This window comes from Kocuria turfanensis (assembly GCF_001580365.1).
Taxonomy (GTDB): Bacteria; Actinomycetota; Actinomycetes; order Actinomycetales; family Micrococcaceae; genus Kocuria; species Kocuria turfanensis.
On the sequence record NZ_CP014480.1, the window covers coordinates 1270865 to 1295881 of the forward strand.

27 protein-coding genes, 1 tRNA gene and 1 pseudogene are annotated in these 25017 nt (G+C 74.0%); 12 read left to right on the plus strand and 17 right to left on the minus strand.

Annotated elements, in window-relative coordinates:
* Positions 1 to 35: 35 nt before the first annotated feature.
* From rplJ to AYX06_RS05885, 7 genes are all read right to left on the minus strand, one after another.
* Entirely contained in the window at positions 36 to 560 is a 525-nt protein-coding gene (gene rplJ / locus AYX06_RS05855; protein ID WP_062734975.1) for a 50S ribosomal protein L10, read from the minus strand.
* Between the two features lie 291 nt (positions 561 to 851).
* Complete coding sequence (locus tag AYX06_RS05860) at positions 852 to 2000, minus strand: GNAT family N-acetyltransferase (protein ID WP_062734976.1); 1149 nt, start codon at positions 1998 to 2000, stop codon at positions 852 to 854.
* A gap of 117 nt (positions 2001 to 2117) precedes the next feature.
* Positions 2118 to 2822, minus strand: coding sequence for a 50S ribosomal protein L1 (gene rplA / locus AYX06_RS05865; protein WP_062734977.1), 705 nt, complete (start codon positions 2820 to 2822; stop codon positions 2118 to 2120).
* Between the two features lie 88 nt (positions 2823 to 2910).
* A complete protein-coding gene (gene rplK, locus AYX06_RS05870; RefSeq protein ID WP_047803898.1) occupies positions 2911 to 3342 on the minus strand; it encodes a 50S ribosomal protein L11 in 432 nt (143 codons plus the stop codon).
* Between the two features lie 146 nt (positions 3343 to 3488).
* Positions 3489 to 4280, minus strand: coding sequence for a transcription termination/antitermination protein NusG (nusG, locus tag AYX06_RS05875; RefSeq protein ID WP_062734978.1), 792 nt, complete (start codon positions 4278 to 4280; stop codon positions 3489 to 3491).
* Between the two features lie 77 nt (positions 4281 to 4357).
* Positions 4358 to 4630, minus strand: coding sequence for a preprotein translocase subunit SecE (gene secE, locus AYX06_RS05880; RefSeq protein ID WP_062734979.1), 273 nt, complete (start codon positions 4628 to 4630; stop codon positions 4358 to 4360).
* A 110-nt stretch (positions 4631 to 4740) separates the two neighbouring features.
* A tRNA-Trp gene (locus AYX06_RS05885) sits at positions 4741 to 4813 on the minus strand.
* A gap of 286 nt (positions 4814 to 5099) precedes the next feature.
* Here AYX06_RS05885 and AYX06_RS05890 point away from each other — a divergent pair.
* Both AYX06_RS05890 and AYX06_RS05895 read left to right on the plus strand, forming a co-directional pair.
* The gene (locus AYX06_RS05890; protein WP_062734980.1) at positions 5100 to 6305 is read left to right on the plus strand and encodes a pyridoxal phosphate-dependent aminotransferase; all 1206 of its coding nucleotides are present in this window, start codon (positions 5100 to 5102) and stop codon (positions 6303 to 6305) included.
* Positions 6302 to 6637 (plus strand): hypothetical protein, encoded by a 336-nt coding sequence (locus AYX06_RS05895; protein ID WP_186815618.1) that lies wholly within the window; start codon positions 6302 to 6304, stop codon positions 6635 to 6637. The genes AYX06_RS05890 and AYX06_RS05895 overlap by 4 nt, the downstream gene beginning before the upstream one ends.
* A 71-nt stretch (positions 6638 to 6708) precedes the next feature.
* Here AYX06_RS05895 and ppk2 read toward each other — a convergent pair whose 3' ends face one another.
* Positions 6709 to 7608, minus strand: a complete 900-nt coding sequence (gene ppk2, locus AYX06_RS05900; protein WP_062736907.1) for a polyphosphate kinase 2 — start codon at positions 7606 to 7608, stop codon at positions 6709 to 6711.
* A gap of 193 nt (positions 7609 to 7801) precedes the next feature.
* Between ppk2 and AYX06_RS05905 the strand changes: the two genes are divergently transcribed.
* Positions 7802 to 8833, plus strand: coding sequence for a 6-phosphofructokinase (locus tag AYX06_RS05905; RefSeq protein WP_062734981.1), 1032 nt, complete (start codon positions 7802 to 7804; stop codon positions 8831 to 8833).
* Between the two features lie 962 nt (positions 8834 to 9795).
* Here the strand turns inward: AYX06_RS05905 and ygfZ are convergent.
* The 3 genes from ygfZ to AYX06_RS05925 form a co-directional block, all read right to left on the minus strand.
* Entirely contained in the window at positions 9796 to 10893 is a 1098-nt protein-coding gene (gene ygfZ / locus AYX06_RS05915) for a CAF17-like 4Fe-4S cluster assembly/insertion protein YgfZ (protein ID WP_062734983.1), read from the minus strand.
* A 5-nt stretch (positions 10894 to 10898) separates the two neighbouring features.
* Positions 10899 to 11498: an FABP family protein gene (locus AYX06_RS05920; protein ID WP_062734984.1), complete on the minus strand. Its 600-nt coding sequence runs from the start codon at positions 11496 to 11498 to the stop codon at positions 10899 to 10901.
* A gap of 117 nt (positions 11499 to 11615) precedes the next feature.
* On the minus strand, positions 11616 to 12221 hold the full coding sequence (locus AYX06_RS05925; protein WP_062734985.1) for a hypothetical protein: 606 nt from the start codon (positions 12219 to 12221) through the stop codon (positions 11616 to 11618).
* 202 nt (positions 12222 to 12423) lie between these two features.
* Between AYX06_RS05925 and AYX06_RS05930 the strand changes: the two genes are divergently transcribed.
* From AYX06_RS05930 to AYX06_RS20395, 9 genes are all read left to right on the plus strand, one after another.
* Entirely contained in the window at positions 12424 to 13107 is a 684-nt protein-coding gene (locus tag AYX06_RS05930) for a response regulator transcription factor (RefSeq protein WP_147017467.1), read from the plus strand.
* A gap of 53 nt (positions 13108 to 13160) precedes the next feature.
* Positions 13161 to 14096, plus strand: coding sequence for a mycothiol synthase (gene mshD / locus AYX06_RS05935; protein ID WP_062734986.1), 936 nt, complete (start codon positions 13161 to 13163; stop codon positions 14094 to 14096).
* A 56-nt stretch (positions 14097 to 14152) separates the two neighbouring features.
* The gene (locus tag AYX06_RS05940; RefSeq protein WP_084271472.1) at positions 14153 to 16435 is read left to right on the plus strand and encodes an RNA degradosome polyphosphate kinase; all 2283 of its coding nucleotides are present in this window, start codon (positions 14153 to 14155) and stop codon (positions 16433 to 16435) included.
* An 87-nt stretch (positions 16436 to 16522) separates the two neighbouring features.
* Complete coding sequence (locus AYX06_RS05945) at positions 16523 to 17686, plus strand: NUDIX hydrolase (protein ID WP_261775378.1); 1164 nt, start codon at positions 16523 to 16525, stop codon at positions 17684 to 17686.
* A 31-nt stretch (positions 17687 to 17717) separates the two neighbouring features.
* Positions 17718 to 18560 (plus strand): thymidylate synthase, encoded by an 843-nt coding sequence (locus AYX06_RS05950; RefSeq protein WP_062734987.1) that lies wholly within the window; start codon positions 17718 to 17720, stop codon positions 18558 to 18560.
* Positions 18557 to 19123: a dihydrofolate reductase gene (locus AYX06_RS05955; RefSeq protein ID WP_062734988.1), complete on the plus strand. Its 567-nt coding sequence runs from the start codon at positions 18557 to 18559 to the stop codon at positions 19121 to 19123. The genes AYX06_RS05950 and AYX06_RS05955 overlap by 4 nt, the downstream gene beginning before the upstream one ends.
* Before the next feature lie 69 nt (positions 19124 to 19192).
* Positions 19193 to 19585, plus strand: a complete 393-nt coding sequence (locus AYX06_RS05960) for a GNAT family N-acetyltransferase (protein WP_062734989.1) — start codon at positions 19193 to 19195, stop codon at positions 19583 to 19585.
* Between the two features lie 10 nt (positions 19586 to 19595).
* Complete coding sequence (gene asd, locus AYX06_RS05965) at positions 19596 to 20738, plus strand: aspartate-semialdehyde dehydrogenase (protein WP_062734990.1); 1143 nt, start codon at positions 19596 to 19598, stop codon at positions 20736 to 20738.
* 144 nt (positions 20739 to 20882) lie between these two features.
* On the plus strand, positions 20883 to 21086 hold the full coding sequence (locus tag AYX06_RS20395; RefSeq protein ID WP_232319400.1) for a GntR family transcriptional regulator: 204 nt from the start codon (positions 20883 to 20885) through the stop codon (positions 21084 to 21086).
* A gap of 29 nt (positions 21087 to 21115) precedes the next feature.
* Here AYX06_RS20395 and AYX06_RS05975 read toward each other — a convergent pair whose 3' ends face one another.
* From AYX06_RS05975 to AYX06_RS05995, 6 genes and pseudogenes are all read right to left on the minus strand, one after another.
* Positions 21116 to 21511, minus strand: a complete 396-nt coding sequence (locus AYX06_RS05975; RefSeq protein ID WP_062734991.1) for a PGPGW domain-containing protein — start codon at positions 21509 to 21511, stop codon at positions 21116 to 21118.
* Positions 21512 to 21521: 10 nt separating this feature from the next.
* Positions 21522 to 22637, minus strand: a complete 1116-nt coding sequence (locus AYX06_RS05980) for a UDP-N-acetylmuramate dehydrogenase (protein WP_062734992.1) — start codon at positions 22635 to 22637, stop codon at positions 21522 to 21524.
* Positions 22638 to 22647: 10 nt separating this feature from the next.
* Positions 22648 to 23505 (minus strand): MFS transporter, encoded by an 858-nt coding sequence (locus AYX06_RS05985; RefSeq protein WP_330999248.1) that lies wholly within the window; start codon positions 23503 to 23505, stop codon positions 22648 to 22650.
* Between the two features lie 102 nt (positions 23506 to 23607).
* Positions 23608 to 23910: pseudogene (locus tag AYX06_RS20845) on the minus strand (MFS transporter); the annotation flags it as partial.
* Positions 23895 to 24374, minus strand: coding sequence for a MaoC family dehydratase (locus AYX06_RS05990; RefSeq protein WP_062734994.1), 480 nt, complete (start codon positions 24372 to 24374; stop codon positions 23895 to 23897). The gene AYX06_RS05990 and the pseudogene AYX06_RS20845, both read right to left, overlap by 16 nt.
* Positions 24371 to 24826, minus strand: coding sequence for a MaoC family dehydratase N-terminal domain-containing protein (locus AYX06_RS05995; protein ID WP_062734995.1), 456 nt, complete (start codon positions 24824 to 24826; stop codon positions 24371 to 24373). Before AYX06_RS05995 ends, AYX06_RS05990 begins: the two co-directional genes overlap by 4 nt.
* Positions 24827 to 25017: the final 191 nt, after the last annotated feature.

Below are 25017 nucleotides of genomic sequence, written 5' to 3' on the forward strand. Positions count from 1 at the left end.
CCGTGGTGAGAATGTGCCTCGCGGCGGGGTGCTGGTCAGGCGCCCTGCTCCTCGACCTTGGCGCGCAGCGCCTCGGCCGTACGGACGGTCTTGGACAGCGGGGCCTGGAACAGCGCCGCGGCCTGGGACAGGGACGCCTGGGCGGCACCGGCCACCTTGGCCAGCAGCACCTCGCGGGACTCGAGGTCCGCGAGCTGCTTGATCTCCGCCTCGCTGAGGGCCTTGCCCTCGAGGTAACCGCCCTTGACGACGAGCTGCGGGTTCGCCTTGGCGAAGTCACGCAGGCTCTTGGCGGCCTCGACGGGGTCCCCCGAGATGAAGGCGATCGCGCTCGGGCCGGCGAGCTGGCCGTCGAACGCGTCGATGCCCATCTCCTTGGCCGCGATCGCGGTCAGCGTGTTCTTCACCACGGCGTATTCGGCGTTCTCACCGAGCGAGCGGCGCAGCTCCTTGAGCTGGGCCACGGTGAGGCCGCGGTACTCAGTCAGGACAGCGGCGTCCGAGTTGGAGAACAGTTCCTTCAACTCGGCGACCGCGGCTGCCTTTTCCGGGTTCGCCATGGTACTCCTTCCGGTCTTCGATGCCGGCCGCTGCCGGAAGGGCCCGGGCACAGAAAAAGCCCCGCGCAGATGCCCGGGGCTCGGCGGCCCATCCCTGGTCGGGGACGTGCTCGCTGTGCTGGTTCACCTGCGCTGGCCGTTCCTGGCGGAACTCTTACGGCTGCTCCCCGTTCCGCGCGCTCCTGAACGGGGCGCACGAGGCAGGGGAGAACACGACCGGCGGTCTTTGGTACGTCCCACCCTACCCGAGGGTCCCGCACCCGCCAAATCGGCGCCTCCCCCGCGGCCCGCTCACGCCGCCGGGAACTCGCGGGACCACACCCCGCTGCGCCCGGCGACCCGGAAGCCGAGGCGGCTGTTGACCCGGCTCATCCGGTCGTCGCCGCTGTGGGACCACGAGTACACGGTGCGCACGGTCGGGGCCAGCCGTTCGAGCTGCTGCAGGTTCGCCAGCTTGAGGCGGGTGGCGAGCCAGCGGCGCCGGTGCTCGCGCAGCACCACGGTCTCGTCCTGCATCCCGATCACCGGGTCCTCCCCCGCCAGGACGATCTCGGTCATCCCGACCAGGTGGCCGGTGGTCCCGTGCTCGGCGACGGCGACCAGCGACACGTTGCCGGCCTCGGCGCGCAGCTGCTCGGTGCGGCGCACCCGCTCGGCGTCCCAGGGCTCGGGGTCGGCCGCCACCGGCGCCAGGAAGGAGTCGGCGGCCATGCGCGAGTGCAGGGCGGCGAGCTCGTCGAGCCGCTCCTCGGGGGCGGGCCCGGCCCACACGTGGATGCGGTACGCCTCCGGCGCCGGCGAGGCGGCGACCTCGCGCAGCAGGGCCTGCACCCGGGCCGGCGGCAGGGGGACCTCCAGGACGCCGAAGTCGCTGACGGACTCCAGCCGGTACCCGGCGTGGAGGGCGAAGCGGGTCTGCCGGTTGGAGACGGGCAGGCGGCCGGAGCCGTCGGCGGCGTCGACCCATTCGACCATGCCCGGGGTGATCACCGGGAAGACCCCGGTCACGCTGCCGTCGCCCTGGATCTCCTCCGGGCCGGGGTGCTCGGTCTGGATCCGCAGGTGCCGGCGGGACTCGCCCACCGCGAGCTGCTCGGCGGCGCTGAGCAGCTCGCTGCCCGTGCCCTGCGAGGTGACCTCGGGGTCCACGTCGACGGTGATGTGCGCGGTGCCGGTGGAGGCCACCAGCGGCATGCGCACCTCGGCCCGGCCCGCGAGCCGGTCCCCGGTCCAGGCCAGCAGCACCACGACCCGCTCGAAGGGGTCCAGCAGGTCCCGGTAGAGCTCCTGCGCGTCGCCGGTGAGGTCCGAGATGCCCCAGACGTGCTGGCGGGACCGGCGCACGAGACCGGCGACCCGGCCCAGCAGCTCCTGGGCGGCGTCGTCGAAGTCGTCGGGGATGCGCATCTGCTCGATCCGCACTGGGGGGTGCTCGATCACGGGGACTCCCTTCCGGAGGGCGGCGGTGCCCCCGGGTTCGCGTGGGTGGAACGACGGGGGGCCCGGCCGCAGCGGCCGGGCCCCCCGTGCGGGCCCGTCGGGGCCCGGTGTCCGGCGTCAGGCGCCGACGACGACCTCGGTGGCGTTCGGGTCGACCGGGATGCCCGGGCCGAACGTGGTCGAGACGGTCGCCTTGGTGATGTAGCGGCCCTTCGAGGCGGAGGGCTTCAGGCGCAGGATCTCCTCGAGCGCGGCGCCGTAGTTCTCGGCCAGCTTCTCGACCTCGAAGGAGGTCTTGCCCACGATGAAGTGCAGGTTCGAGTGCTTGTCGACGCGGAAGTCGATCTTGCCGCCCTTGATGTCGTTGACGGCCTTGGCCACGTCCATGGTGACGGTGCCCGTCTTCGGGTTCGGCATGAGGTTGCGCGGACCCAGCACCTTGCCCAGGCGCCCCACCTTGCCCATCATGTCCGGGGTCGCCACGGCGGCGTCGAAGTCGGTCCAGCCGCCCTGGATGCGGGCGATCAGGTCGTCGGAGCCCACGTGGTCGGCGCCGGCCTCCTCCGCGGCGGCGGCCTTGTCGCCGGTCGCGAAGACGACGACGCGGGCGGTCTTGCCGGTGCCGTTGGGCAGGTTGACCGTGCCGCGGACCATCTGGTCGGCCTTGCGGGGATCCACGCCGAGACGGAGGACGACCTCCACGGTGGAGTCGGTCTTGGCGGTGTCGATCTCCTTGGCCAGGGCCACGGCCTCGGCCGGGCTGTAGAGCCCCTCGCCGATCCGGGCCGCTGCCGCCTGGTATGCCTTGCTGCGCTTTGCCATCTGCTTCTTCTCCTTGTGCAGTTGTGGTCTGCGGACCGCGCTCGGCCCTGCCACGTCAATAACGGTGGGTGGTGTCAGCCGAGGCTGATCACTCGACCTCGATGCCCATCGAGCGGGCGGTGCCGGCGATGATCTTCGCCGCGGCGTCGATGTCGTTGGCGTTGAGGTCTTCCTTCTTGGTCTCGGCGATCTCCCGGACCTGGTCCATGGTGAGCTTGCCGACCTTCTGGGTGTGCGGGACACCGGAGCCCTTGGCGACGCCGGCGGCCTTCTTGATCAGCTGCGCGGCGGGCGGGGTCTTCGTGACGAAGGTGAACGAGCGGTCCTCGTACACCGTGATCTCCACGGGGACGATGTTGCCGCGCTGGGACTCCGTGGCCGCGTTGTAGGCCTTGCAGAATTCCATGATGTTCACGCCGTGCTGACCGAGGGCCGGGCCCACGGGGGGCGCCGGGTTGGCGGCGCCTGCCTGGATCTGCAGCTTGATGAGGCCGGAGACCTTCTTCTTCTTGGGAGCCATGTGCTGGTCCTTCTTCTGCTGGACGTACCGGCGCACAGGAGCGTACGACGGCGGGTGGCCGCCGTGGCGCGGCGGCCGGTCGGCCCCGGCGGCGAAGCATGCGCCGCGGGGACGGGAACGGTGGGCGGGCGGTCGCGCCCGCCGGGTCAGATCTTGGAGACCTGGTTGAAGCCGAGGGTGACGGGGGTCTCGCGCTCGAAGATCGACACGAGGACGACGAGCTGCTGGGACTCCACCTTGATCTCGGAGATGGTGGCGGGGAGGGTCTCGAAGGGGCCCTCCTTGACGATCACGGACTCCCCGACCTCGAAGTCGATGTCGATCTGCGGCTGCGCGCTCGGCTGGGCGGCGGCCTCGCCGCCGGCGCCCTGCGGGGCCTCGAACACCGGGTTGAGCATCTCGAAGACCTCGTCCAGGCGCAGGGGGACGGGGTTGTACGCGTCCTGGCCCACGAAGCCCGTCACGCCCGGGGTGTGGCGCACCGCGCCCCAGGAGGCGTCGGTGAGGTTCATGCGCACCAGCACGTAGCCGGGGATCCGCACGCGGCGGACCACCTTGCGCTGGGCGTTCTTGATCTCGACGACCTCCTCCATGGGGACCTCGATCTGGAAGATGTCCTCCTCCATGTTGAGGGACTGGATGCGGGTCTCCAGGTTCGTCTTCACGCGGTTCTCGTAGCCGGCGTAGGTGTGGATGACGTACCAGTCACCCTCCTGGCGGCGCAGCTTCGACTTGAACTCCTCGACAGGGTCCACCGCGGGGGCCTCGTCCGCAGCGGGCGCCTCCTCGGCGACGGGTGCGGCCGCGGACTCCTCCGGCGCGTGGGCGGCGGCGAAGTCCTCCTCCTGCACGGAGGCCTCGGACTCCGGCAGCGCCGGGGCCTGCTGGTCGACCTCGGCCGGTGCCTCGGTGCCGTTTTCGAGCTCGTGCTCGGTCACTGGATCTCCCTGTTCTGTCGTGGATGTCGTGCGCTGCTGGGCCACGGTCGCCGTTGCCGGTCCGTGCGCCGCCCGGGTCATCCGGCGGCGTCGCCCTGCCCGAAGATCCACAGGGCGGCCTGCCCGAACGCGAGGTCCAGGACGGAGATGAGCACCATCATGAACGCGACGAACACGAGGACGACCAGCACGTAGTTCACCAGTTCGCGCCGCGTGGGGGTGACGACCTTCCGGAGCTCCCCGACGACCTGGCGCAGGAAGAGGAACAGGCGCCCGAAGATGCCGCGAGGACTCTCGGCGCCCTGCTCCGGGGGCTGGCCCGACGCCCTGCCGGCGGTGGTCTGCGACATCGGCTCTCCCTGTGTGGACTCGTGCGGGCCGTGCGGTGCTGCCGGCCCGCCGTCGCCGTGACGGGCCCGGCACCCCCGTAAGGGGGCGCCGGATCCGCTCCGGACTGGAGCAGGGCAGACAGGACTCGAACCTGCAACCTGCGGTTTTGGAGACCGCTGCGCTACCAATTGCGCCACTGCCCTTCGCGCCTCACGGCCTCGGCCGGCGTGCGCACGCCGACCTCGATCGCTCGGACCCGGTGACCGACTCTACCACCCGGCACCGCCGCGACGGCGCGCCCGGGCAGGCGTCGATGACACCAGTCGTCCATCCTAGGCGACCGGGGCGCGCCGGTGCAATCCGCCCGGGGGCGGCGGCGCGCCCCGCCCCCGGGCCACCGGGCGGCCCCGAGTAGCATGGGGCAGGTCCGCACCGCCGTCGCCGCGCACGGCGGCGCCCGTCCGTCCCCCTTCCAGGAGGCCCCCGGTCATGACCGCATCCCGCATCTCCCGGCGCGTCGGCGCCATCGCAGAGTCCGCGACGCTCGCGGTGGACGCCAAGGCGAAGGCCCTCAAGGCCGCCGGCCGCCCCGTGATCGGCTTCGGGGCCGGGGAGCCGGACTTCCCCACCCCGCAGTACATCGTGGACGCCGCCGCGGCGGCCCTGCAGGACCCGGCCAACTTCCGGTACACGCCGGCCGCGGGCCTGCCCGAGCTGCGGAGGGCGGTCGCCGAGCAGACCGCGCGGGACGACGGGTACGCGGTGGAGCCCTCGCAGGTGCTCGTCACCAACGGCGGCAAGCAGGCCGTGTTCCAGGCCTTCGCCACGGTCGTGGACGAGGGCGACGACGTCCTGCTCCCCGCCCCGTACTGGACCACCTACCCGGAGGCGATCAAGCTCGCCGGCGGCAACCCGGTGGAGGTCTTCGCCGGCCCGGAGCTCGGTTACAAGGTGACCCCGGAGCTGCTCGAGGAGGCGTGCACGGAGCGCACCAAGGCGCTGCTGTTCTGCTCCCCGTCCAACCCCACCGGCGCGGTGTACTCCCCCGAGGAGACCGCGGCCGTGGGCCGCTGGGCGGCCGAGAAGGGGATCTTCGTGCTCACCGACGAGATCTACCAGCACCTCACCTACGACGGCGTCCCGTTCACCTCGATCGCCGCCGCCGTGCCCGAGCTCGGCGACCGGGTGGTGATCCTCAACGGCGTGGCCAAGACCTACGCGATGACCGGCTGGCGCGTGGGCTGGATGATCGCGGCCCCGGACGTCGTCAAGGCCGCCACCAACCTGCAGTCCCACCTGACCTCCAACGTCAACAACGTCGCCCAGCGCGCGGCGCTGGCCGCGGTGTCCGGGCCCCTCGACGAGGCCCACCGGATGCGGGAGGCGTTCGACCGCCGGCGCAGGACCATGGTGGAGGCGCTCAACGCCGTCGAGGGGGTGGAGTGCCCCGTGCCCACCGGGGCCTTCTACGCCTACGCCGACGTGCGCGGGCTGCTCGGCCGGCGCTTCGGCGACGCCGTGCCGCAGACCTCGGCCGAGCTGGCCGAGCTGATCCTCGAGCGGGCCGAGGTCGCCGTGGTGCCCGGCGAGGCGTTCGGCCCCTCCGGCTTCCTGCGGCTGTCCTACGCCCTGGGCGACGACGACCTCGCCGAGGGCCTGCGCCGGCTCCAGGAGTTCCTGGGGAGCGCCGCGTGAGCGCCCTCGACGGCGCCGTGGCCGCGGCGGAGTCGGTCCCCGCCGCCGTGCTCGTGACCGGCGGGCTGATCGGCGGCTACGCCACCGCCCGGGCGACCGGCGTCCGCCCCCTGGGCGGGGCGGTGCTGGCCGCCGCGGGTGCGGCGGCCGCCCACTCGTGGTGGCACCGCGGCGGACCGGCGACCACGGCGGCGCTCGGCGGGCTCTACGTCCTGGGCTTCGGGCTCTCCCACCCGCTGGCCAAGCGGATCGGCGCCTGGCCCTCGGTGCTGGCCGTCACCGCCGTCAACGCCGCCGCCAACGCCGTGCTGGTGGACCGTCCCGGCCGCTGAGCCGCCCCGTCCCGCGACGACGCCGCCCGCCCCCTCCCGGGGACGGGCGGTGTCGTCGGTCGTGCCGCGGCTCAGTCGCCCACGGCGTCGCGGCCGCGCCGGACGATCAGCGGGTCGGGCGGGTAGACCACCGCCGGGTCCTTGTCCTCGTAGTCGAACTGGTCCAGGAAGAAACGCATGGCGTTGAGCCGGGCCCGCTTCTTGTCGTTGGACTTCACCGTGATCCACGGGGCGTGGTCGGTGTCGGTGCGCAGGAACATCTCCTCCTTGGCCTCGGTGTAGTCCTCCCACCGGTCCAGGGAGGCCAGGTCCATCGGGGAGAGCTTCCAGCGGCGCACCGGGTCGATCTGGCGGATCGCGAAGCGGGTGCGCTGCTCGTGCTGGGTGACGGAGAACCAGAACTTGGTCAGGTGGATGCCCGACTCCACCAGCATCTTCTCGAACACCGGGGCCTGGACCATGAAGTCCTCGTACTCCGTGTCCGAGCAGAAGCCCATCACCCGCTCCACGTTGGCCCGGTTGTACCAGGAGCGGTCGAACATCACGATCTCCCCGGCGGTGGGCAGGTGGCCGATGTAGCGCTGGAAGTACCACTGCCCCCGCTCCCGGTCGGAGGGCTTGGTCAGTGCCACCACCCGGGCGGCGCGCGGGTTCAGGTGCTCGGTGAAGCGCTTGATCGTCCCGCCCTTGCCGGCCGCGTCGCGGCCCTCGAACACGATGACGTGCTTGAGGTCGTGGTCCTGGCCCCAGTACTGGAACTTCAGCAGCTCGATCTGCAACTGGTACTTCTCCAGCTCGTAGTCCTCCCGCTCCAGCCGCTCCTCGTAGGGGTAGTCCTCCCGCCAGGTCTGCACCGCCGAGCCCCCCGGGTCGATCAGGTCCGGGTCCGGCGACTGCCCGTCCCGCACCGTGTAGCCCTGATCGACCAGCTTGTCGATGAACTCCCGCAGGTTCTCCCGGACCGGTTCCATGTCCTCGTTCACCGCCGACCTCCTTCCGGGCCCGTCAGGCCCCTTTCCCGCAGTCTAGGCCCGGCCCCGCAGCACGGGGACCCGGCCCGCCCGGCCGTCCGCGGTCCCCGCCCCGGGGCCCGTTCACTAGACTGGTCGAGCCGGTGCACGTCCGGCCGACTCGCACCCCGCCGACCCGGAGGAGACTGTACGGATGAAGATCGGACTGCTGACCAGCGGCGGGGACTGCCCCGGGCTCAACGCGGTGATCCGGGCGGCGGTGCTGCACGGGATCAAGAGCTACGGCCACGAGTTCGTGGGCTTCCGCGACGGCTGGCGCGGGGTGGTGGAGGGCGACATCATGGACCTGCCCCGCACCCGGGTGCGCGGGCTGGCCCGGGAGGGCGGCACCATCCTGGGCACCTCCCGCACCAACCCCTACGACGGGCCCGGCGGCGGACCGGAGAAGATCGCCGTGATGCTCGAACGCCACCACATCGACGCGATCGTGGCCATCGGCGGGGAGGGCACCCTGGCCGGGGCCAAGCGCCTGGCCGACGCCGGGCTGCCGGTGGTCGGGGTGCCCAAGACCATCGACAACGACCTGCAGGCCACCGACTACACCTTCGGCTTCGACACCGCCGTGCAGATCGCCACCGACGCCATGGACCGGCTGCGCACCACCGGGGAGTCCCACCACCGGTGCATGGTCGCCGAGGTCATGGGCCGCCACGTCGGGTGGATCGCGCTGCACTCGGGGATGTCCGCCGGGGCGCACGCGGTGCTGATCCCCGAGCAGTCGGTGTCCATGGAGCAGGTCTGCGCCTGGGTCACCGAGGTGCACGAGCGCGGCCGCTCCCCGCTGGTGGTCGTGGCCGAGGGCTTCATCCCCGAGGGCCACGGCGACGTGCTCGCCGGCAAGGGCACCGAGGCCTCCGGCCGGCCCCGGCTGGGCGGGGTCGGGGAGTACGTCACCGAGCAGATCGAGGCCGCCACCGGGATCGAGACCCGCAACACCATCCTGGGCCACATCCAGCGCGGCGGGGCCCCCACCGGCTTCGACCGGGTCCTGGCCACCCGCTTCGGGCTGGCCGCCGTGGACCTGGTCACCGACAAGGGCTGGGGCCAGATGGTCGCCATCCGCGGCACCGACATGGTCCGGGTGCCCTTCGGCGAGGCCCTCGACGGGCTCAAGACCGTGCCCCAGCACCGCTGGGACGAGGCCCGGGTCCTCTTCGGCCGCTGATCCCGCCGGCCGGGCCCCTGTGCTCCCGGCGGCGCCCCGGGCACGATGGTGCCATGGTCGACGAGGCCGAGACGTTCCCGGCGCCACCCGGGCGCGCGCCCGACGTGGCGGACGACTTCCGGGGGCCGCGTCTGCGGGAGGACCTGTGGGTCGATCACTACCTCCCGCACTGGACCACGCCGGAGCGGTCCCGCGCCCGGTACGACCTGGACGGCGCCGGGATCCGCCTGCGGATCGACGAGGACCAGCCGGACTGGCGGCCGGAGGACGCGCCGCTGCGGGTCTCGAACCTGCAGACCGGGGTGTTCTCCGGCCCGCCGGGGTCCGGACGGGGCACGCACCGGCACCGCCCCGACGGCCTGGTGGTGCGCACCGGGACCCCGGAGCGCCTGCTGTGGGCCCCGTCGTCGGGTCGGGTGGACGTCACGGTCAGCGCGAGTGCCGACGAGGGGTGCATGCTGGCTGCGTGGCTCGTCGGGACGGAGCACCTCTCGCCCGAGCACAGCGGGGAGATCTGCGTCTTCGAGATCGACGCGAGCGCCGTCGGCCGGGTGGCGAGCCGTGCCCGCTGCGGGCTGAAGGCCCACGGTGACCCGGCTCTGGTCACCGGGATGGTGGAGGTGACCGTGCCCCTCGACGCCTCGCTCCCCCACACGTGGTCGGTCCGGTGGGGGCCCGCGGGCACGGTGATCGGCTGCGAGGGAGTCGTCGTCGCACGGTCCGCCGCGGCTCCGGGCTATCCGCTGTTCCTGATGCTGGACCTGTTCGAGATCGGGCCGCGGTCGGAGGATCCGCGGCGCTACCCCAAGAGCGCCCGCATCCACGCCGTGCGCGGCTGGGCGGGCGGCTCGGCGCGGGGACGGCAGTCCGTCCCCCTGCCGAGGACCGCCCGTGCCGGCGCAGGCCGCGGCCGGCGCTCCCGGCGGACCGGGGGCGGCCCGGCACCGCCCGGCAGGGGTGTGCTAGGGGCGCGCGCCGCGGGGGCCGCGGAGGAAGCCGGCCTGCCGCCCGACCACCTGGCCGGCGTCGGGCTGGACCACGACCTGCTGGGCGGCGGCCCAGCGCTGCTCGCCGTCCGTGACGAGGAGCCGGGCCTCGGGATCGGCGGTGCGCTTGAGCACGGCCAGCGCGATCGGGCCCTGTTCGTGGTGCAGCTGCACGGAGGTGACCCGGCCGACGGCCCGCTCGCCCGCGAGGACCTCGGCGCCGGGGGACGGCAGCGTGTGCTCGGAGCCGTCGAGGTCGAGCAGCACGAGCCGCCGGGGCGGGTGGCCCAGGTTGTGCACGCGCGCCACGGTCTCCTGCCCCTTGTAGCAGCCCTTCTGCAGGTGCACGGCGGTGCGCAGGAGGTCGAGCTCGTGCGGGATCGTCCGCTCGTCCGTCTCGGCCCCCCAGCGCGGGCGCCAGGCGGCGATCCGCAGCGCCTCGGCCGCCCACGCGCCGGCGAGGGGCAGGTCGCGGGTCAGGGCGTCCAGCTCGGCCCGGGGCACCAGGTGCTCCCACCAGGTGCGCTCCTCCCCCGGGTGCGGGCCGTCGAGGGCGGCGTAGCTCCATCCGCCCGGGGCGACCGCGGGCCAGGGGTCGCGCCAGACCGGCCCGTCGCCCAGCCCGGGCACGGGAGCGGAGGCGCCGAGCACGGCCCACGCGCCGGAGCGGTCGGCCACCTCCACGCGCAGCGCGAAGCGCATGGACTCCAGCCACGCGACCAGCGGGGCGGTCTCCTCGGCCTCGGTGATCAGCCACGTGGTGGTGCCGTCGTCCACGACGTGCGGCGCGGTCTCGATGCGCCCCTGCACGGAGAGGAACAGGGTCTCGGCGCTGCTGCCCGGGGCGAGCCCGGTGAGCACCTGCGAGGAGAGCGTGGTCAGCCAGCTGAGCCGGTCCGGGCCGGTGACGGTGACGACGCCCTTCTGGGAGAGGTCGACCACGGTGCCGGGGGTCCGCACGAGGGCGCGCTGCTCGCGCAGCGGATCGCCGTAGTGGGCGGCGACCCCGCGGTCCAGGCCCTCGGCCTCGACGGCGCCCGGGCGGTCGAGCAGGGGTGAGCGGTAGGCGGTCACGGGGATCAGCCGATCTTCTTGAGCTGGGCGGAGGCGTGCGTGGCCAGCGGCTCGCCGAAGGCGGCCATGTCCCAGGCCCAGAACAGGTCGCCGTGGACCAGGCCGTACATCCGGGTCGAGGAGCTGTACTCCTTGGCGCCCCGGGCGCGCACCACGGCGTCCGTGGCGAGGTCGATGCGGGGGCCCTTGATCTGTCCGACGTAGAGCTCGGCGATGCCACCGGGGTGCGTGAGGGTCACCAGGACGTCGAAGCCGCCGTCACCGTTGCGCAGCCGTTCGACGTCCTCGGCGCCCTTGAGCACCGGCACGAGGTCCGGCGGGAGCATGCCGGGACCGACGTCGCCGTCCTCCAGGGTGCGGTCGAGCTGCCAGAAGCCCTGCTCCACGGTGGCCGGGCGCATCGGCTGCCCCTCCTCGTCGAGGAGCGTGGTCTCGGCCCGGTACTCGAGGAACGGCAGGCCGTTCTGCTCGAAGGTCACCCGCTGCCGGAAGGGCCGCTGCTCGACCTCGCCGTAGCCCATGAAGCCGTCGCCCTCCCAGGCGCCCAGCAGCCAGGCGAACGGGACGAGCTCGGGAGTCAGATCCGAGGGGATCTCGATCGGCACGGAACTAGTGCTGTCCCTTGAACAGGCCGAGGATCACCTTGAGGGAGATCCCGGCGATGAACAGACCGGAGATGCCCAGCAGGACCAGGTAGAAGATCTCGAGTGCAAGCATGGTCCCTAAGCTACCACGGTGCTCACCAGGCGGGCCGTGAACAGGGCCCCCACGCCGAGGAACGCCACGGGGGTCACGCCGAGGGCCACCACCCCCCGCTTCGGCGAGCGCTTCGGGGCCGACGAGATGACCCGGGCGCCCACGACGCCCACGAGCGCGGCGACCACGGCGCCGACCACCACCAGCTGCACGGGGTCCGGGCCGGTCGCCCGGTAGTCGCTGGCCAGGGCGATCCAGCCGGAGGAGCTGACCGTGGCGAGGACCCCGGCCGTGGAGGCGATGGTGGACTCCAGCCGGTGCTCGGCGCCCTCGCCGCGCACCAGCTCCGCCGCGAACACGGTCACCAGGGCCACGCCCACGACCGCGGGCAGCCACACGAGCTGCTGGCCGGGCAGGGTCTGGACGAGCAGCGCGGCCACGACGCCGGCCGCGCTCATGATCACGTTGTGCCGGTGCCGGGCGGCGATGCCGGTGGCGGCGGGCCAGCCGAAGCCGATCACCAGGGACATCCCGGCGGCCAGGAGCAGCGGCGCGGGACCGGCGACCACGACCGCGGCCAGGGCCGCCGCCAGGCTGAGCACGCTGCACGCGGCGATCATGGCGTATCTCATGGCGATCGGGTTCCTGCACTGTCGAGGGTCGGGGCCGGCGCCCGGACCGGCGCGACCGGGCGGACAGGAGCAACGATAGCGGCTGGCCGGGAGGGGCGGACGGGGCTCGCGGCGCCCCGCGCCGGGGCCGGGGCGCGCGGGAGGGGAGCGGCGCCGACTTATACTGACAGCTCAGCCCGTACGCCAGAGTGGAGAAGCACGAGTGTTCCAGATCCTGATGCTGACCGACGCGGACGGTCCCTCGGCATCGGTGCTGCCGGCCCTCGACCTGCTCAACCACCGGGTGACGGTCGCCCCGACCCGCACCGTCTCGGGCAGCCTCGACGGCCGCCACCCCGACGTCGTGCTGCTGGACGGGCGCACCGACCTGATCACCGCGCGCAACCTCGCGCAGCTGCTCACCACGAAGGGCCTGTCGGCGCCGCTGCTGATGGTCCTCACGGAGGGCGGGATGGCCGCGGTGGCCGCGAACTGGATGGTCGACGACGTGGTGCTCGACACCGCCGGCCCGGCCGAGGTGGAGGCCCGGCTGCGCCTGGCCTCCTCCCGCACGGCCGAGGCCCCCGAGGACGACACCCGGATCCGCGCGGGCTCGGTGGTCATCGACGACGCCGCCTACTCCGCCCACGTCAACGGCCAGCCGCTGAACCTGACCTACAAGGAGTTCGAGCTGCTGAAGTTCCTGGCCCAGCACTCCGGACGGGTCTTCACCCGCGCGCAGCTGCTGAGCGAGGTGTGGGGCTACGACTACTACGGCGGCACCCGCACCGTGGACGTGCACGTGCGGCGACTGCGGGCCAAGCTGGGTGCTGACCACGAGCACCTGATCACCACGGTGCGTAACGTGGGCTACAGCTTCGCCACGAGCCGGAGCCGGGAGCACTGAGCACCGGCCCACCGGCCCGTCCGTCCCGCCGCCCCGTTCCGCAGGAGGTCCAGATGCCCCAGTCCGTGCCGTACGAGCTCGAGCGCCCGGCCGTCGCGCCGGTCGAGGAGATCACCGGCCTCGCCTCCCGGGCCGAGGCCGCGGACGGCGACCCGCCGTTCTCCGACCAGACGCTCGTGGACCTGCGGACCGCGCCCGGCGGGCGGGTGCGCACCGTCCTCGTACGGGCCTCCGGCGGGCAGCTGCTCGGGGCCGCGGTGCGTGTCCACGAGCCCGACGACGGCGCCGCGCTCGTGGAGCTCGTGGTGGACCCCGGGCACCGCCGCGGCGGGATCGGGGCAGCGCTGGCCGTGGCCCTGGCCGAGGAGACCGCGGGCACGGTCCGGGCGTGGGCCCACGGCGGCCACCCAGCGGCGGCGGCGCTGGCCGCCCGGCACGGGCTGGTGCCGGTGCGCGACCTGCACCGCCTGCTCCGCCCGCTGGGCGACGCGCCCGACCTTCCCCTGCCCGAGGCGATGCCCGCCGGCTACCGGCTGCGCGCCTTCGAGCCCGGCCGGGACGAGGACGAGTGGCTGCGCGTCAACGCCGCCGCGTTCGCCGGCCACCCCGAGCAGGGCCGGATGACCCTCGAGGACCTCCGGCAGCGGGAGGCCGAGCCCTGGTTCGACCCCGCGGGGTTCCTGCTGGCGGTCCGGTCCGGGGAGCCGGGCACCGTGGCCGGCTTCCACTGGACCAAGGTCCACCCCGGCGACGGCGAGCGCCCCGCCCTGGGCGAGGTCTACGCCGTGGGCGTCGCCCCGGAGCACCAGGGCACCGGCCTGGGCCGGGCCCTGACCGCCGCGGGGGTCAACCACCTCGCCCGACAGGGTCTGGGCGAGGTCATGCTCTACGTGGACGGCGACAACACCGCGGCGCTGCGGCTGTACGAGCGGCTGGGCTTCCGGCCCTGGCACCTCGACGTGATGTACGCCCGCGACGTCCCCGCCTGACCCACCCGCCCGCGCCCCGGCCCGGTCCCGCACCGGCCCCACCAGACAGGATCACCATGACCACGCACCAGCAGGACGCCCCGCAGCCCGCGCCGGCCCCGCACCCGGCCGCACCCCCGGAGGCCGAGCCGGCGGCGGCGGCGGCCGCCGACGGCGCCGCCGAGCTGGCCGACGCCGCCCGCGGCCACGGGGACCGCGACCGGATCGACGACCCCGTGCCCGCCGCCCGGCAGGTGCTCGAGGGCGCCCACGGACCCGAGCGCTTCCTCGACCGGGAGGCGAGCTGGGTCGCCTTCAACACCCGGGTCCTGGAGCTGGCGGAGGATCCGGACCTGTTCCTGCTGGAGCGGGTGCACTTCCTGTCCATCGTGGCCTCCAACCTGGACGAGTTCTTCATGGTCCGGGTGGCCGGGCTCAAGCGGCGCATCGCCACGGGCATCGCCCGGCCCGCGGCCTCGGGGCACTCCCCCGCGGAGCAGATGGCCACCATCGCGGTGCGCGCCCACGAGCTGCAGGAGCGCCACGCGCGGGCCTTCCACGACCTGGTGCGCCCGGAGCTGGCCCGGGAGGACATCCACCTCATCGGCTGGGAGGACCTCGACGGCCCCACCCGGGAGCGGCTCACCCGGGACTTCCACCGCAAGGTCTTCCCGATCCTCACGCCGCTGGCGGTGGACCCGGCCCACCCGTTCCCCTACATCTCCGGGCTCAGCCTCAACCTGGCCGTGATGGTCCGCAACCCGCAGTCGGGCAAGCGGCTGTTCGCCCGCGTCAAGGTCCCGGACCAGCTGCCCCGGCTGCTCTCGGTGGACGGGTCGAGCGCGACCCGCCCGCCGCACGGGCAGGCCCGCTTCATCCCGCTCGAGGACGTCATCGCCCAGCACCTGGACGACCTGTTCCCCGGGATGGAGGTCGAGGAGCACCAGGTGTTCCGGGTGACCCGCAACGAGGACCTGGAGGTCGAGGAGGACGACGCCGAGAACCTGCTGCAGGCCCTGGAGAAGGAGCTGCTGCGCCGCCGCTTCGGCCCGGCGGTGCGCCTGGAGGTCACGGACAGCATCAGCGCGGAGGTGCTCGAGCTGCTGGTCTCCGAGCTGGGCATCGACGAGTCCGAGATCTACCGGCTGCCCGCCCCGCTGGACCTGCGCGGGCTGGCGGTCATCGCCGCCGTCGACCGCCCGGAGCTGCACTATCCCCGCCACGTGGCCCACACCTCCCGCTACCTCAACGCCGCGGAGACCGCGAAGGCCGCCGACGTCTTCGCCGCGACCCGGTCCCGGGACGTGCTGCTGCACCACCCCTACGACTCCTTCGCCACCAGCGTGCAGGCCTTCCTCGAGCAGGCCGCCGCGGACCCGAAGGTCCAGGCGATCAAGCAGACCCTGTACCGCACCTCCGGGGACTCCCCGATCGTGGACGCGCTCATCGACGCCGCCGAGGCCGGCAAGCAGGTCCTGGCGCTGGTGGAGATCAAGGCCCGCTTCGACGAGCAGGCCAACATCTCCTGGGCCCGCAAGCTCGAGCAGGCCGGGGTGCACGTGGTCTACGGCATCGTGGGGCTGAAGACCCACTGCAAGCTCTCGCTCGTGGTGCGCCAGGACGACCAGGGGCTGCGCCGCTACGTGCACATCGGCACCGGCAACTACCACCCCTCCACCGCGCGCTTCTACGAGGACCTGGGGCTGCTCACCTGCGACCCGGAGGTCGGGGAGGACGTCTCGCGGCTGTTCAACCAGCTCTCCGGCTACGCCCCGAAGACCACCTTCCAGCGCCTGCTGGTGGCCCCCCGCTCGGTGCGCTCCGGGCTGATCGACCTGGTCGAGGCCGAGATCCGCCACCACCGGGCCGGCCGGAAGGCCCGGATCCAGGTCAAGTGCAACTCCATCGTGGACGAGGCCGTCATCGACGCCCTGTACCGGGCCTCCCAGGCCGGGGTGCCGGTGGACGTGGTGGTGCGCGGGATCTGCGCCCTGCGCCCGGGGGTGCCGGGGCTGAGCGAGAACATCCGGGTCCGCTCGGTGCTGGGCCGGTTCCTGGAGCACTCGCGGGTGTTCGCGTTCTGCAACGCCGGGGAGCCGCTGGTCTACATCGGCTCGGCGGACATGATGCACCGCAACCTGGACCGCCGGGTGGAGACCCTCGTGCGGATCACCGACCCGCAGCAGGCCGAGGCGCTGGTGCGGCTGCTCGCCCGGTACGCCTCGGACGCCACGAGCAGCTGGCACCTGGGCGCGGACGGGGTGTGGACCCGTCACCACCGGGACGCCGAGGGGCGCCCGCTGGTGGACGTCCAGGAGCACCTCCTGCGCAGCCGGGCCCTGGGCCGCCCCACGATCTGAGCACCGGTACCATCGTGGGGGGTGCCACCCGACGACCCCGGGCCGGGGCGGGGCGGTGCACCACGGACACGGGACGAGAGAGGGACCATGCCCAGGACCGCCGAGAAGACCGCTCCGAGGACCACCGGGAACAACACCACCGGGAACACCACCGGGAACAACACCACCGGGACGACCGCCGGGAGGACGCCGGGGAAGACCACCGACGAGACGTCCGGGAGGTCCAACGGGAAGTCCCCGGAGAAGTCCGCCGAGAAGTCCGCCGGGAAGACCGCCGGGAGCACTGCGGGGCGGGCCGCTCCGCGGGACGGCGGGACGTCCGCGCGCCCCGCCGACGTGCTGGCGGCGGGGTGCCTGTGCTGGCGCCGGGCGGGCACCGGGGTGGAGGTGCTCCTCATCCACCGCCCCCGCTACGACGACTGGTCCTTCCCGAAGGGCAAGCAGGACGCCGGCGAGACGCTGCCCGAGACCGCCCACCGGGAGGTGGGCGAGGAGATCGGCCTGCTCCCGCGCCTGGGCGTTCCGCTGCCCACGATCCGCTACGGCGTCAAGGACGGCGTCAAGGACGTGCGCTACTGGGCGGCGGAGTTCGGCCCGGGCGCCCGGCCCGTGCCCGACGGGCGCGAGGTCGACGAGGTCCGCTGGACGGACCCCAAGACGGCGGCCCGGATCCTCACCAACCCCTCCGACCTCGAGCCCCTGGCCGCGCTCGTGGACCTGCACGCCCGCGGCGACCTCGCCACCCGCCCGGCGATCGTGGTGCGCCACGCCAAGGCCAAGCCGCGTTCGTCGTGGTCCCGGGCCGAGGGCGACCGGCCGCTGGCCGCGACCGGGAAGCGGCAGGCGCTCGCCGTCACCCGGCTCCTGCGGGCGTGGTCCCCCGAGCGGATCGTCACCTCCCCCTGGCTGCGCTGCCTGTCCACCGTGGTGCCCTACGCCCGCAAGGCCGGGGTCACCGTGCGGGAGCGGCCCCAGCTGACCGAGGCCTCCCACAAGCGCCACCCCAAGAAGGCCGCCGCGGTGGTGCAGACCCTGTTCGACAAGGACGTCCCGGCCGCGCTGTGCACCCACCGCCCGGTGCTGCCGACCGTCCTCAAGGTGCTCGCCCGGCACATGCCCCCCGAGCTCGCCGAGCAGCTGCCCGCCAAGGACCCGTACCTGTCCCCGGGCGAGATGATCGTGCTCCAGATCTCCCGCCGGCACCGCCGGCGGGTGGTCTCGGTGGAGCTCGTGAAGCCCTTCGACGACTGACCCTTCCGCCTCCCTGCCCGAGGAGTCCCGCATGACCTCCCCCTCCCCCGTGCCCACGCCCGTGCCGACCCCCTACGAGGACCTCCTGCGCGAGATCCTCGAGACGGGCGTGCACAAGCCGGACCGCACGGGCACCGGGACCCGCAGCGTCTTCGGCCGCCAGATCCGCTTCGACCTGGCGGACTCCTTCCCGCTGCTGACCACCAAGCGGGTGCACTTCCGGTCCCTGGCGCTGGAGCTGCTGTGGTTCCTGCGCGGGGACTCGAACGTGCGCTGGCTGCAGGAGCGCGGGGTGTCCATCTGGGACGAGTGGGCCGACGAGAACGGGGAGCTCGGGCCCGTCTACGGGGTGCAGTGGCGCTCCTGGCCCACCCCCGGCGGCGGCTCGATCGACCAGATCGCGAAGGTCGTGGAGCAGATCCGCACGAACCCGGACTCCCGCCGGCACGTGGTGACGGCGTGGAACCCGGCCGAGGTGGACGAGATGGCGCTGCCGCCGTGCCACGCCCTGTTCCAGTTCTACGTCCAGCCCGCCGAGGACGGGCCGGGGCGGCTCTCGTGCCAGCTCTACCAGCGCTCGGCGGACATGTTCCTGGGCGTGCCGTTCAACATCGCCTCCTACGCGCTGCTGACCGTCATGGTGGCCCAGCAGACCGACCTGGTGCCCGGCGAGTTCGTGTGGACCGGCGGGGACTGCCACGTCTACGACAACCACGTGGAACAGGTCCGCGAGCAGCTCTCCCGCACGCCCTACCCCTATCCGCGGCTGCGGCTGGCCCGGCGGCCCGGGTCCCTCTTCGACTACGCCTACGAGGACTTCGAGGTCCTCGACTACCGCCACCACCCCGCGATCTCGGCGCCGGTGGCCGTATGAGCGCGCACCCCGGACCGGACGCGCCGCAGGCCCCCGCGGGGACCGTCGGGGCGATCTGGGCGCAGACCGCCGAGGGCGTCATCGGCCGCGGCGGCACGATGCCCTGGTCCCTGCCGGAGGACCTGGCCTTCTTCCGGCGCACGACCACCGGCCACCCCGTGATCATGGGCCGGCGCACCTGGGAGTCGTTCCCCGAGCGCTTCCGTCCCCTGCCCGGGCGCACCAACATCGTGATCACCTCCACCCCCGAGCGGGTGGTCCCCGGGAGCGGCGACGGCGCCGTGCGCACCGCGCCGTCGTACCCCGCGGCCGTCGCGCTGGCGCGCAGCAGCCCCGGCGCGGAGCGGATCTGGGTGATCGGCGGCGGGGAGGTCTACCGGCAGGCCCTGGCCGACCCCCGAGACCCCGTGACGGAGGCGCTCGTGACGGTCATCGACCTCGCCGTGGAGGGAGACACGCACGCCCCGGTGCTCGGCGACGGGTGGGCCACGGAGCCGGTCGTGGGGCCCTCCGTCTCCCGCACCGGGCTCGGCTACCGGATCGACCGGCGCACCCGCTCCTGAGCCGCGGGCCTGTTCCGTCCGTCCCGGCGCTCCGGTAGCGTGAGCCGCACCACGACCAGGAGGACGACCGTGACCGCACCGCACCCCGACCCGGCGATCCGCGACGACGAGCAGCTGCGCGTCGTGGAGAACGCGGACCTCGACCGCTACGAGCTGTGGAACGGGGAGCAGTTCATCGGCTTCGAGGGCTTCCAGAAGCACGAGGACGGCACGGTCGAGCTGCAGCACACGATCATCGGCGAGCAGTTCGGCCGGCAGGGCTACGCCCGCACGCTCGTCACGCTGCTCCTGGAGGGCTTCCGGGCGCAGGGGACCACCGTGCGGCCCACGTGCACCTACGTCCAGGACTACCTGCACCGCTTCCCCCAGTACCAGGACCTCATCGCCGCCGGCCGCGCGCTGCCCCCCGCCCCGGCGGTCAAGGAGAAGCGGCGTCGCTGGGCCCTGCACCGCTCCCACTAGACTGGGGGCCATGACTTTTCGCTCGGGTGATCAGGTAGGGTTCGTCGGCTGGCGGGGCATGGTGGGCTCCGTGCTCATGCAGCGCATGCAGGAGGAGGGGGACTTCGCCGGCATCACCCCGGTGTTCTTCTCCACCTCGAGCGCCGGCCGGCCTGCCCCCTCGTTCGCCGGGGACGCCGGGGTGCTGCAGGACGCCTACGACCTCGAGTGCCTCGCGTCGCTGCCGGTGATCGTCACGGCCCAGGGCGGGGACTACACCAAGGCCGTGCACGGCGAGCTGCGCGCCCGAGGGTGGGACGGGCTGTGGATCGACGCCGCCTCCACCCTGCGGATGAACGACGACGCCATCATCGTGCTGGACCCGGTCAACCGCGACGTCATCGACCGGGGCCTCGAGGCCGGCGTGAAGGACTTCGTGGGCGGCAACTGCACGGTCTCCTGCCTGCTCGTGGGCCTGGGCGGGCTGTTCCGCAACGACCTCGTCGAGTGGGCCACGTCCATGACCTACCAGGCGGCCTCCGGCGGCGGGGCCCGGCACATGCGCGAGGTGCTCACGCAGTTCGGGGCCCTGCACGGCGCCGTCGCCGACGAACTCGCCGACCCCGCCTCCGCGATCCTGGAGATCGACCGCAAGGTCCTCGAGGCCCAGCGCGGCGACGCCCTGGACAGCTCGATGTTCGGCGCGCCGCTGTCCGGCTCCCTGATCCCGTGGATCGACGCCGACCTCGGCAACGGGCAGTCCCGCGAGGAGTGGAAGTCCGCGGCCGAGACGAACAAGATCCTCGGCCGCACGGACCGCTTCGCCCAGGACTGGGTGCCCATGGACGGGCTGTGCGTGCGCATCGCCACGATGCGCTCGCACTCCCAGGCCCTGACGCTCAAGCTGCGGGAGGACCTGCCGGTGGAGGAGATCGAGCGGATCATCGACGCCGACAACGAGTGGGCCACCGTGGTGCCCAACACGAAGGAGGACACGATGCGGGCCCTGACCCCCGTGGCGACCTCCGGGACGCTGCAGATCCCCGTGGGCCGGATCCGCAAGCTCGCCATGGGCCCGGGCTACATCAGCGCCTTCACGATCGGCGACCAGCTGCTGTGGGGCGCGGCCGAGCCGCTGCGCCGCATGCTGCGCATCGCCACCGGCACCCTGTAGCCGTGGCCGAGACCGGGGTCCCCGCGGGGCTGACTGTCGATCCCGCCGACCCGCGCCCGCCCTACGAGCAGCTCAGGCAGGCGGTGCTGCGGGGCCGGGAGGACGGCACGCTGCCGGCGGGCACTCGGTCTCGCGGCGAACACCGTGGCCAAGGCCTACCGGGAGCTGGAGTCCACCGGCGTGATCGAGACCCGCGGCCGGCTGGGCAGCTTCGTGCGCGCCGGGGACCGCGGCGAGGAGCTGGCCGTCGAGGCCGCCCGCCGCTACGCCGAGACGGTCGCCGGGCTGGGGGTCCCGTCCGCACGGGCCCTGGAGCTCGTCGCCGCCCAGCTGCGCCGGTCCGGCTGAGCCCCGGTCCGGGCCGAGCCCGGCCGGGCTCAGGCCCCGGGGCTGCGCAGGTGGCGGGGCCCCGGCACCAGCCCGCCCGGACCGGCCAGCGCCCGGCGGTGGCGGCCCTCCGCGGTCCGGGCCAGCCACCAGCGCCACCAGCGCATGACCTGCCCCTTGGCCCACACGTTGAGCCGGTGCGCCCAGTGGTACTCGGTGCTCCAGATGCCCAGGCCCAGGAAGATCGCCAGCCAGCCCGGCCCCGGGGTGACGAGCATGATCAGCCCGGCCAGCACGAACACCCCGCCGAGGACCGTCACGAGCGTCTTGTAGGCGACGAAGAGCAGCGGGTGGCCCCGGGCCCAGGTGCGCACCCGGCCCAGCGCCCGGCGCACCCGCCCCTCGGAGTCCTCCCCCTGGGCGATCTCGTCCTCGAGGCTGCTCACCGCGGCCGCCTCAGACGCCGGTGCCCACGATGACGGGCTCGGCGACCAGGTCCACCCCGTAGACCGAGGCCACCCCGTCGCGCACGGTGCGGGCCAGGGCCATGAGGTCGGCCGCCGAGGCGTCCCCGCGGTTGGTCAGCGCGAGCGTGTGCTTGGTGGACAGCGAGGCCCGGCCCCCGGCGACCGCGGCGCCGTCGAGGTCCAGGACCTCGTTGCGCGTCCCGGGCAGCCCGAAACCCTTGCCGAAGCCGGCGTGGTCGATGAGCCAGGCGGCCGAGAGCTTGACCCGGCCCGCCAGCGGGTTCCCGGCGGCGTCCACCACGGGGAACCGGGGGGCGTCGGCGGGCAGCCGGTCCCCGAGCGCGGCCGCCGGGAGGATCGGGTTGGTGAAGAACGAGCCGGTGCTGTACGTGTCCCGGTCGGCCGGGTCGAGCACCATGCCCTTGCCGGCCCGCAGGGCCAGGACCGTCTCGCGGACCCGCGCCAGCGGGGCCCGCTCCCCCACCTCCACGCCCAGCCGGCGGGCGAGCTCGCCGTAGCGGACGGGGGCGCTGTCCGCCCCGCGCGCGAGCCGGAAGCGCACCGCCAGGACCACGTGGCGGGGCGAGCCGTCCACGGTGCTGCGCTTGAGCGCCGAGTCGCGGTAGGCGAACGCCAGCTCGGCCGGGGCGAACTCCCGCACCCGGCGCTCGTGCCGGTCCCAGACGCGCACCAGCTCCACGGTCTGGGCGACCTCCTGGCCGTAGGCGCCCACGTTCTGCACCGGGGTGGCGCCGGTGGTGCCCGGGATGCCGGAGAGCGCCTCGATGCCCACCAGGCCCTCGGCCACCGCCTGCGCCACGAGCTCGTCCCAGGAGTGCCCGGCCTGGACCTCCAGGAGCACGCCGCCGGCGTCCTCCGCCACGGCCTGCACGCCCCGGGAGGCCACGTGCACCACGGTGCCCGCGTACCCGGCGTCGGCCGTGATGAGGTTGGAGCCGCCGCCGACCACGAGCACGTCCCGCCCGGCGGCGTCGGCCTCCGCCACGGCGTCGACGACCGCCTGCTCGGTCTCCGCCCGCACGTAGTGCCGGGCGGGACCGCCCACGGCGGCGGTGGTGAGGTCTGCGAGGTGAGGGGTCGTCATGGCGCCCAGTTTATCGGCCGTCCCGGGGAGAGCCGGCGCCCACGGCCCGCGGCGGCGCCGAGGGGTTCGCCGGGCGCAGGGCGGGTACCAGGAGCAGGGAGACGACGACGAACAGCCCCACGGCGCCCAGCGCCGGGCGCACCCCGACCGCCTCGCCGAGCAGGCCCAGCAGCGGCGGGCCCCCGAGGAAGGCGCCGTAGCCGATGGTCGAGACGACCGAGACGTTGGCGGCCGCGTTCTCGGTGTCGTCCGCGGCGGCGGACATGCCGACCGGGAAGCCGAGGGAGACCCCCAGGCCCCACACGAACAGTCCCGCCAGACCGAGCCACAGCCACGGGGAGAGCACGAACACGCCGAGGCCCGCCGCGGCCAGGGTGCCCGCCGCCCGGAGGATCGTCACCCGCCCGAACCGGTCGAGCAGCGGGGTGCCGGCGAGCCGGCCGGCGGTCATCGCCGTCACGAAGATCCCGTAGCCCAGGGCGCCGAGCGCCTCGGTGGTGCCGTAGCCCTGGGTCAGGGCGAGCGCGACCCAGTCGTTGGCCGCCCCCTCGGCCAGCGCCACGCCCAGCACGAAGAGCCCGACCACCAGGTTGCGCGGGGTGCGCCACGCGCCCCGCACCCCGTGGGTGCGCGGGGACGCGGCGGCGACGGCCTCGAGGTCCAGGGACCCGGTGTCGGTGCGCGGCTCCGGCCGGGCGCGGGGGTCCTCCCCCCGGAAGGAGCGCACCGCCGTCCGGACGACCGCCAGGACCACCACGGCCACGGCCCCCGTGTGCCAGGCCACCGGCACCCCGAGGGCGGCGGCACCGGCGCCGATCCCCGCGCCGAGCACGGTGCCGACCGAGAAGAACGCGTGCATGACCGGCATGACCGTCCGGCCGAGCGCGCTCTCGCAGGCCACGCCCTCGACGTTGGCGGCCACGTTCCAGGTGGCCAGTCCGGTGCCGAAGAGCAGGAAACCGGCCGTGGTCACCGGCAGGGACCCGACCGCGGAGGCACCGGCGCCGATGAGCACGAGCCCGGCCGCCACCAGGGCGGAGGTCAGGCGCAGGGCGCGGGCCGGGCCCAGCCGCGCCACCGTGACCCCGGACAGGGACACGGACACGAAGGCCGCCACCGTCTGCGTGAGCAGCAGTGCCCCCAGCCCCGCGGGCGAGAGCCCGAGTCCGTCGGCGATGGCGGGCAGGCGGGTCAGCCAGGCCGAGAGCGCCAGCCCCGAGGCGAGGTAGACGGCGAGGACCGCGTCCCGCCAGGCCCTCATGCCAGCCGCACCACGGCCTGGGCCTTCACCAGCACCTTGAGCTGCGCGGCGGTCGCCGGGTCGGCGTCCTGCTCGGCGAGGTCGGGGGCGGTCACGGTGAGGTCGACGCGCGCGGTGCGGGCGGCGGCGTCGAGCGCCCCGATCCTCCCGCTGACCGTGAGCGCGGTGGAGGCCTCGACCGCGGTCCCGAAGCGGTTGGGCACGACGACCGGCTTGGTGAAGCGGGTCTGGTAGTCGACGACGGCGCCGGGGTCGCCGGCCCAGTCGGTGACGAGCTGCACGGCGGCGCCCATGGTGAGCATCCCGTGCGCGATGACGTCGGGCAGGTCCACGGCCCGGGCGAACTGCTCGTTCCAGTGGATGGGGTTGAGGTCCCCGGAGGCGCCGGCGTAGCGGACCAGGTCCGCCCGGGAGAGCTCGATGCGGCGCTGCCCGAGCTCCTGGCCCTTCTCGAGGTCGTCGAAGGCGATGCTCACGCGTCCTGCTCCTCTCCGCGCACCAGCAGGGACGACACGGTCGTGGCGACCCGTTCGCCGTCCGCGGTGCGGATCTCGGCCCGGGACGTCACCATGGCGCCCGCGCCCATGGCCCGGACCTGGTCCACGTGCAGCTCGGCCACGAGCTCGTCGCCGGCGACGATCGGGCGGTGGTGGGTGAAGCGCTGGTCGGCGTGGACCACGCGCGAGAAGTCGATGCCGGCCTCGGGGTCGGCGATCAGCGCGGCGTCCGCCCGCTGCGCCACGACGATCGCGAAGGTGGGGGGCGCCACGAGGTCGGCGTGCCCGAGCGACCGGGCGGCCTCGACGTCGTGGTGGGCGGGGTGGCCGGCCTGGACGGCGCGGGCGAACTCGCGGATCGCCTCCCGGCCGACGCTGTAGGCCTCGGTCGGCGGATAGGTCCACCCGACCAGATCGGGGTTCAGGGGCATGGCAGCTCCTCGCTGGACGGCGCCGCGCTGGCGCGGCAGGAACCCGCCCAGTCTACGGCGGGGCCCCGCGCCGTCGTGGCCCGCCGCCCGGCGCGTTCCGGCCGGTGGACTCCCCGGCCGGGGACCGGGTCGTCGCCGGTCCGGTGCCGCGGGCCCCGGGCGGGGAGCTGCCGGTGCGGGACGACAAAAGC

Coding starts and splice junctions, on each gene's coding strand:
- AYX06_RS05945 (WP_261775378.1), top strand. CDS start 16,523: ATGCCCAGGACCGCCGAGAAGACCGCTCCGAGGACCACCGGGAACAAC.
- AYX06_RS05890 (WP_062734980.1), top strand. CDS start 5,100: ATGACCGCATCCCGCATCTCCCGGCGCGTCGGCGCCATCGCAGAGTCC.
- AYX06_RS05980 (WP_062734992.1), bottom strand. CDS start 22,637: ATGACGACCCCTCACCTCGCAGACCTCACCACCGCCGCCGTGGGCGGT.
- AYX06_RS05995 (WP_062734995.1), bottom strand. CDS start 24,826: ATGCCCCTGAACCCCGATCTGGTCGGGTGGACCTATCCGCCGACCGAG.
- secE (WP_062734979.1), bottom strand. CDS start 4,630: ATGTCGCAGACCACCGCCGGCAGGGCGTCGGGCCAGCCCCCGGAGCAG.
- ppk2 (WP_062736907.1), bottom strand. CDS start 7,608: ATGGAACCGGTCCGGGAGAACCTGCGGGAGTTCATCGACAAGCTGGTC.
- AYX06_RS05940 (WP_084271472.1), top strand. CDS start 14,153: ATGACCACGCACCAGCAGGACGCCCCGCAGCCCGCGCCGGCCCCGCAC.
- asd (WP_062734990.1), top strand. CDS start 19,596: ATGACTTTTCGCTCGGGTGATCAGGTAGGGTTCGTCGGCTGGCGGGGC.
- AYX06_RS05950 (WP_062734987.1), top strand. CDS start 17,718: ATGACCTCCCCCTCCCCCGTGCCCACGCCCGTGCCGACCCCCTACGAG.
- rplA (WP_062734977.1), bottom strand. CDS start 2,822: ATGGCAAAGCGCAGCAAGGCATACCAGGCGGCAGCGGCCCGGATCGGC.
- rplJ (WP_062734975.1), bottom strand. CDS start 560: ATGGCGAACCCGGAAAAGGCAGCCGCGGTCGCCGAGTTGAAGGAACTG.
- AYX06_RS05905 (WP_062734981.1), top strand. CDS start 7,802: ATGAAGATCGGACTGCTGACCAGCGGCGGGGACTGCCCCGGGCTCAAC.
- mshD (WP_062734986.1), top strand. CDS start 13,161: ATGCCCCAGTCCGTGCCGTACGAGCTCGAGCGCCCGGCCGTCGCGCCG.
- AYX06_RS05955 (WP_062734988.1), top strand. CDS start 18,557: ATGAGCGCGCACCCCGGACCGGACGCGCCGCAGGCCCCCGCGGGGACC.
- AYX06_RS05985 (WP_330999248.1), bottom strand. CDS start 23,505: ATGCCGGTCATGCACGCGTTCTTCTCGGTCGGCACCGTGCTCGGCGCG.
- rplK (WP_047803898.1), bottom strand. CDS start 3,342: ATGGCTCCCAAGAAGAAGAAGGTCTCCGGCCTCATCAAGCTGCAGATC.
- AYX06_RS05925 (WP_062734985.1), bottom strand. CDS start 12,221: ATGAGATACGCCATGATCGCCGCGTGCAGCGTGCTCAGCCTGGCGGCG.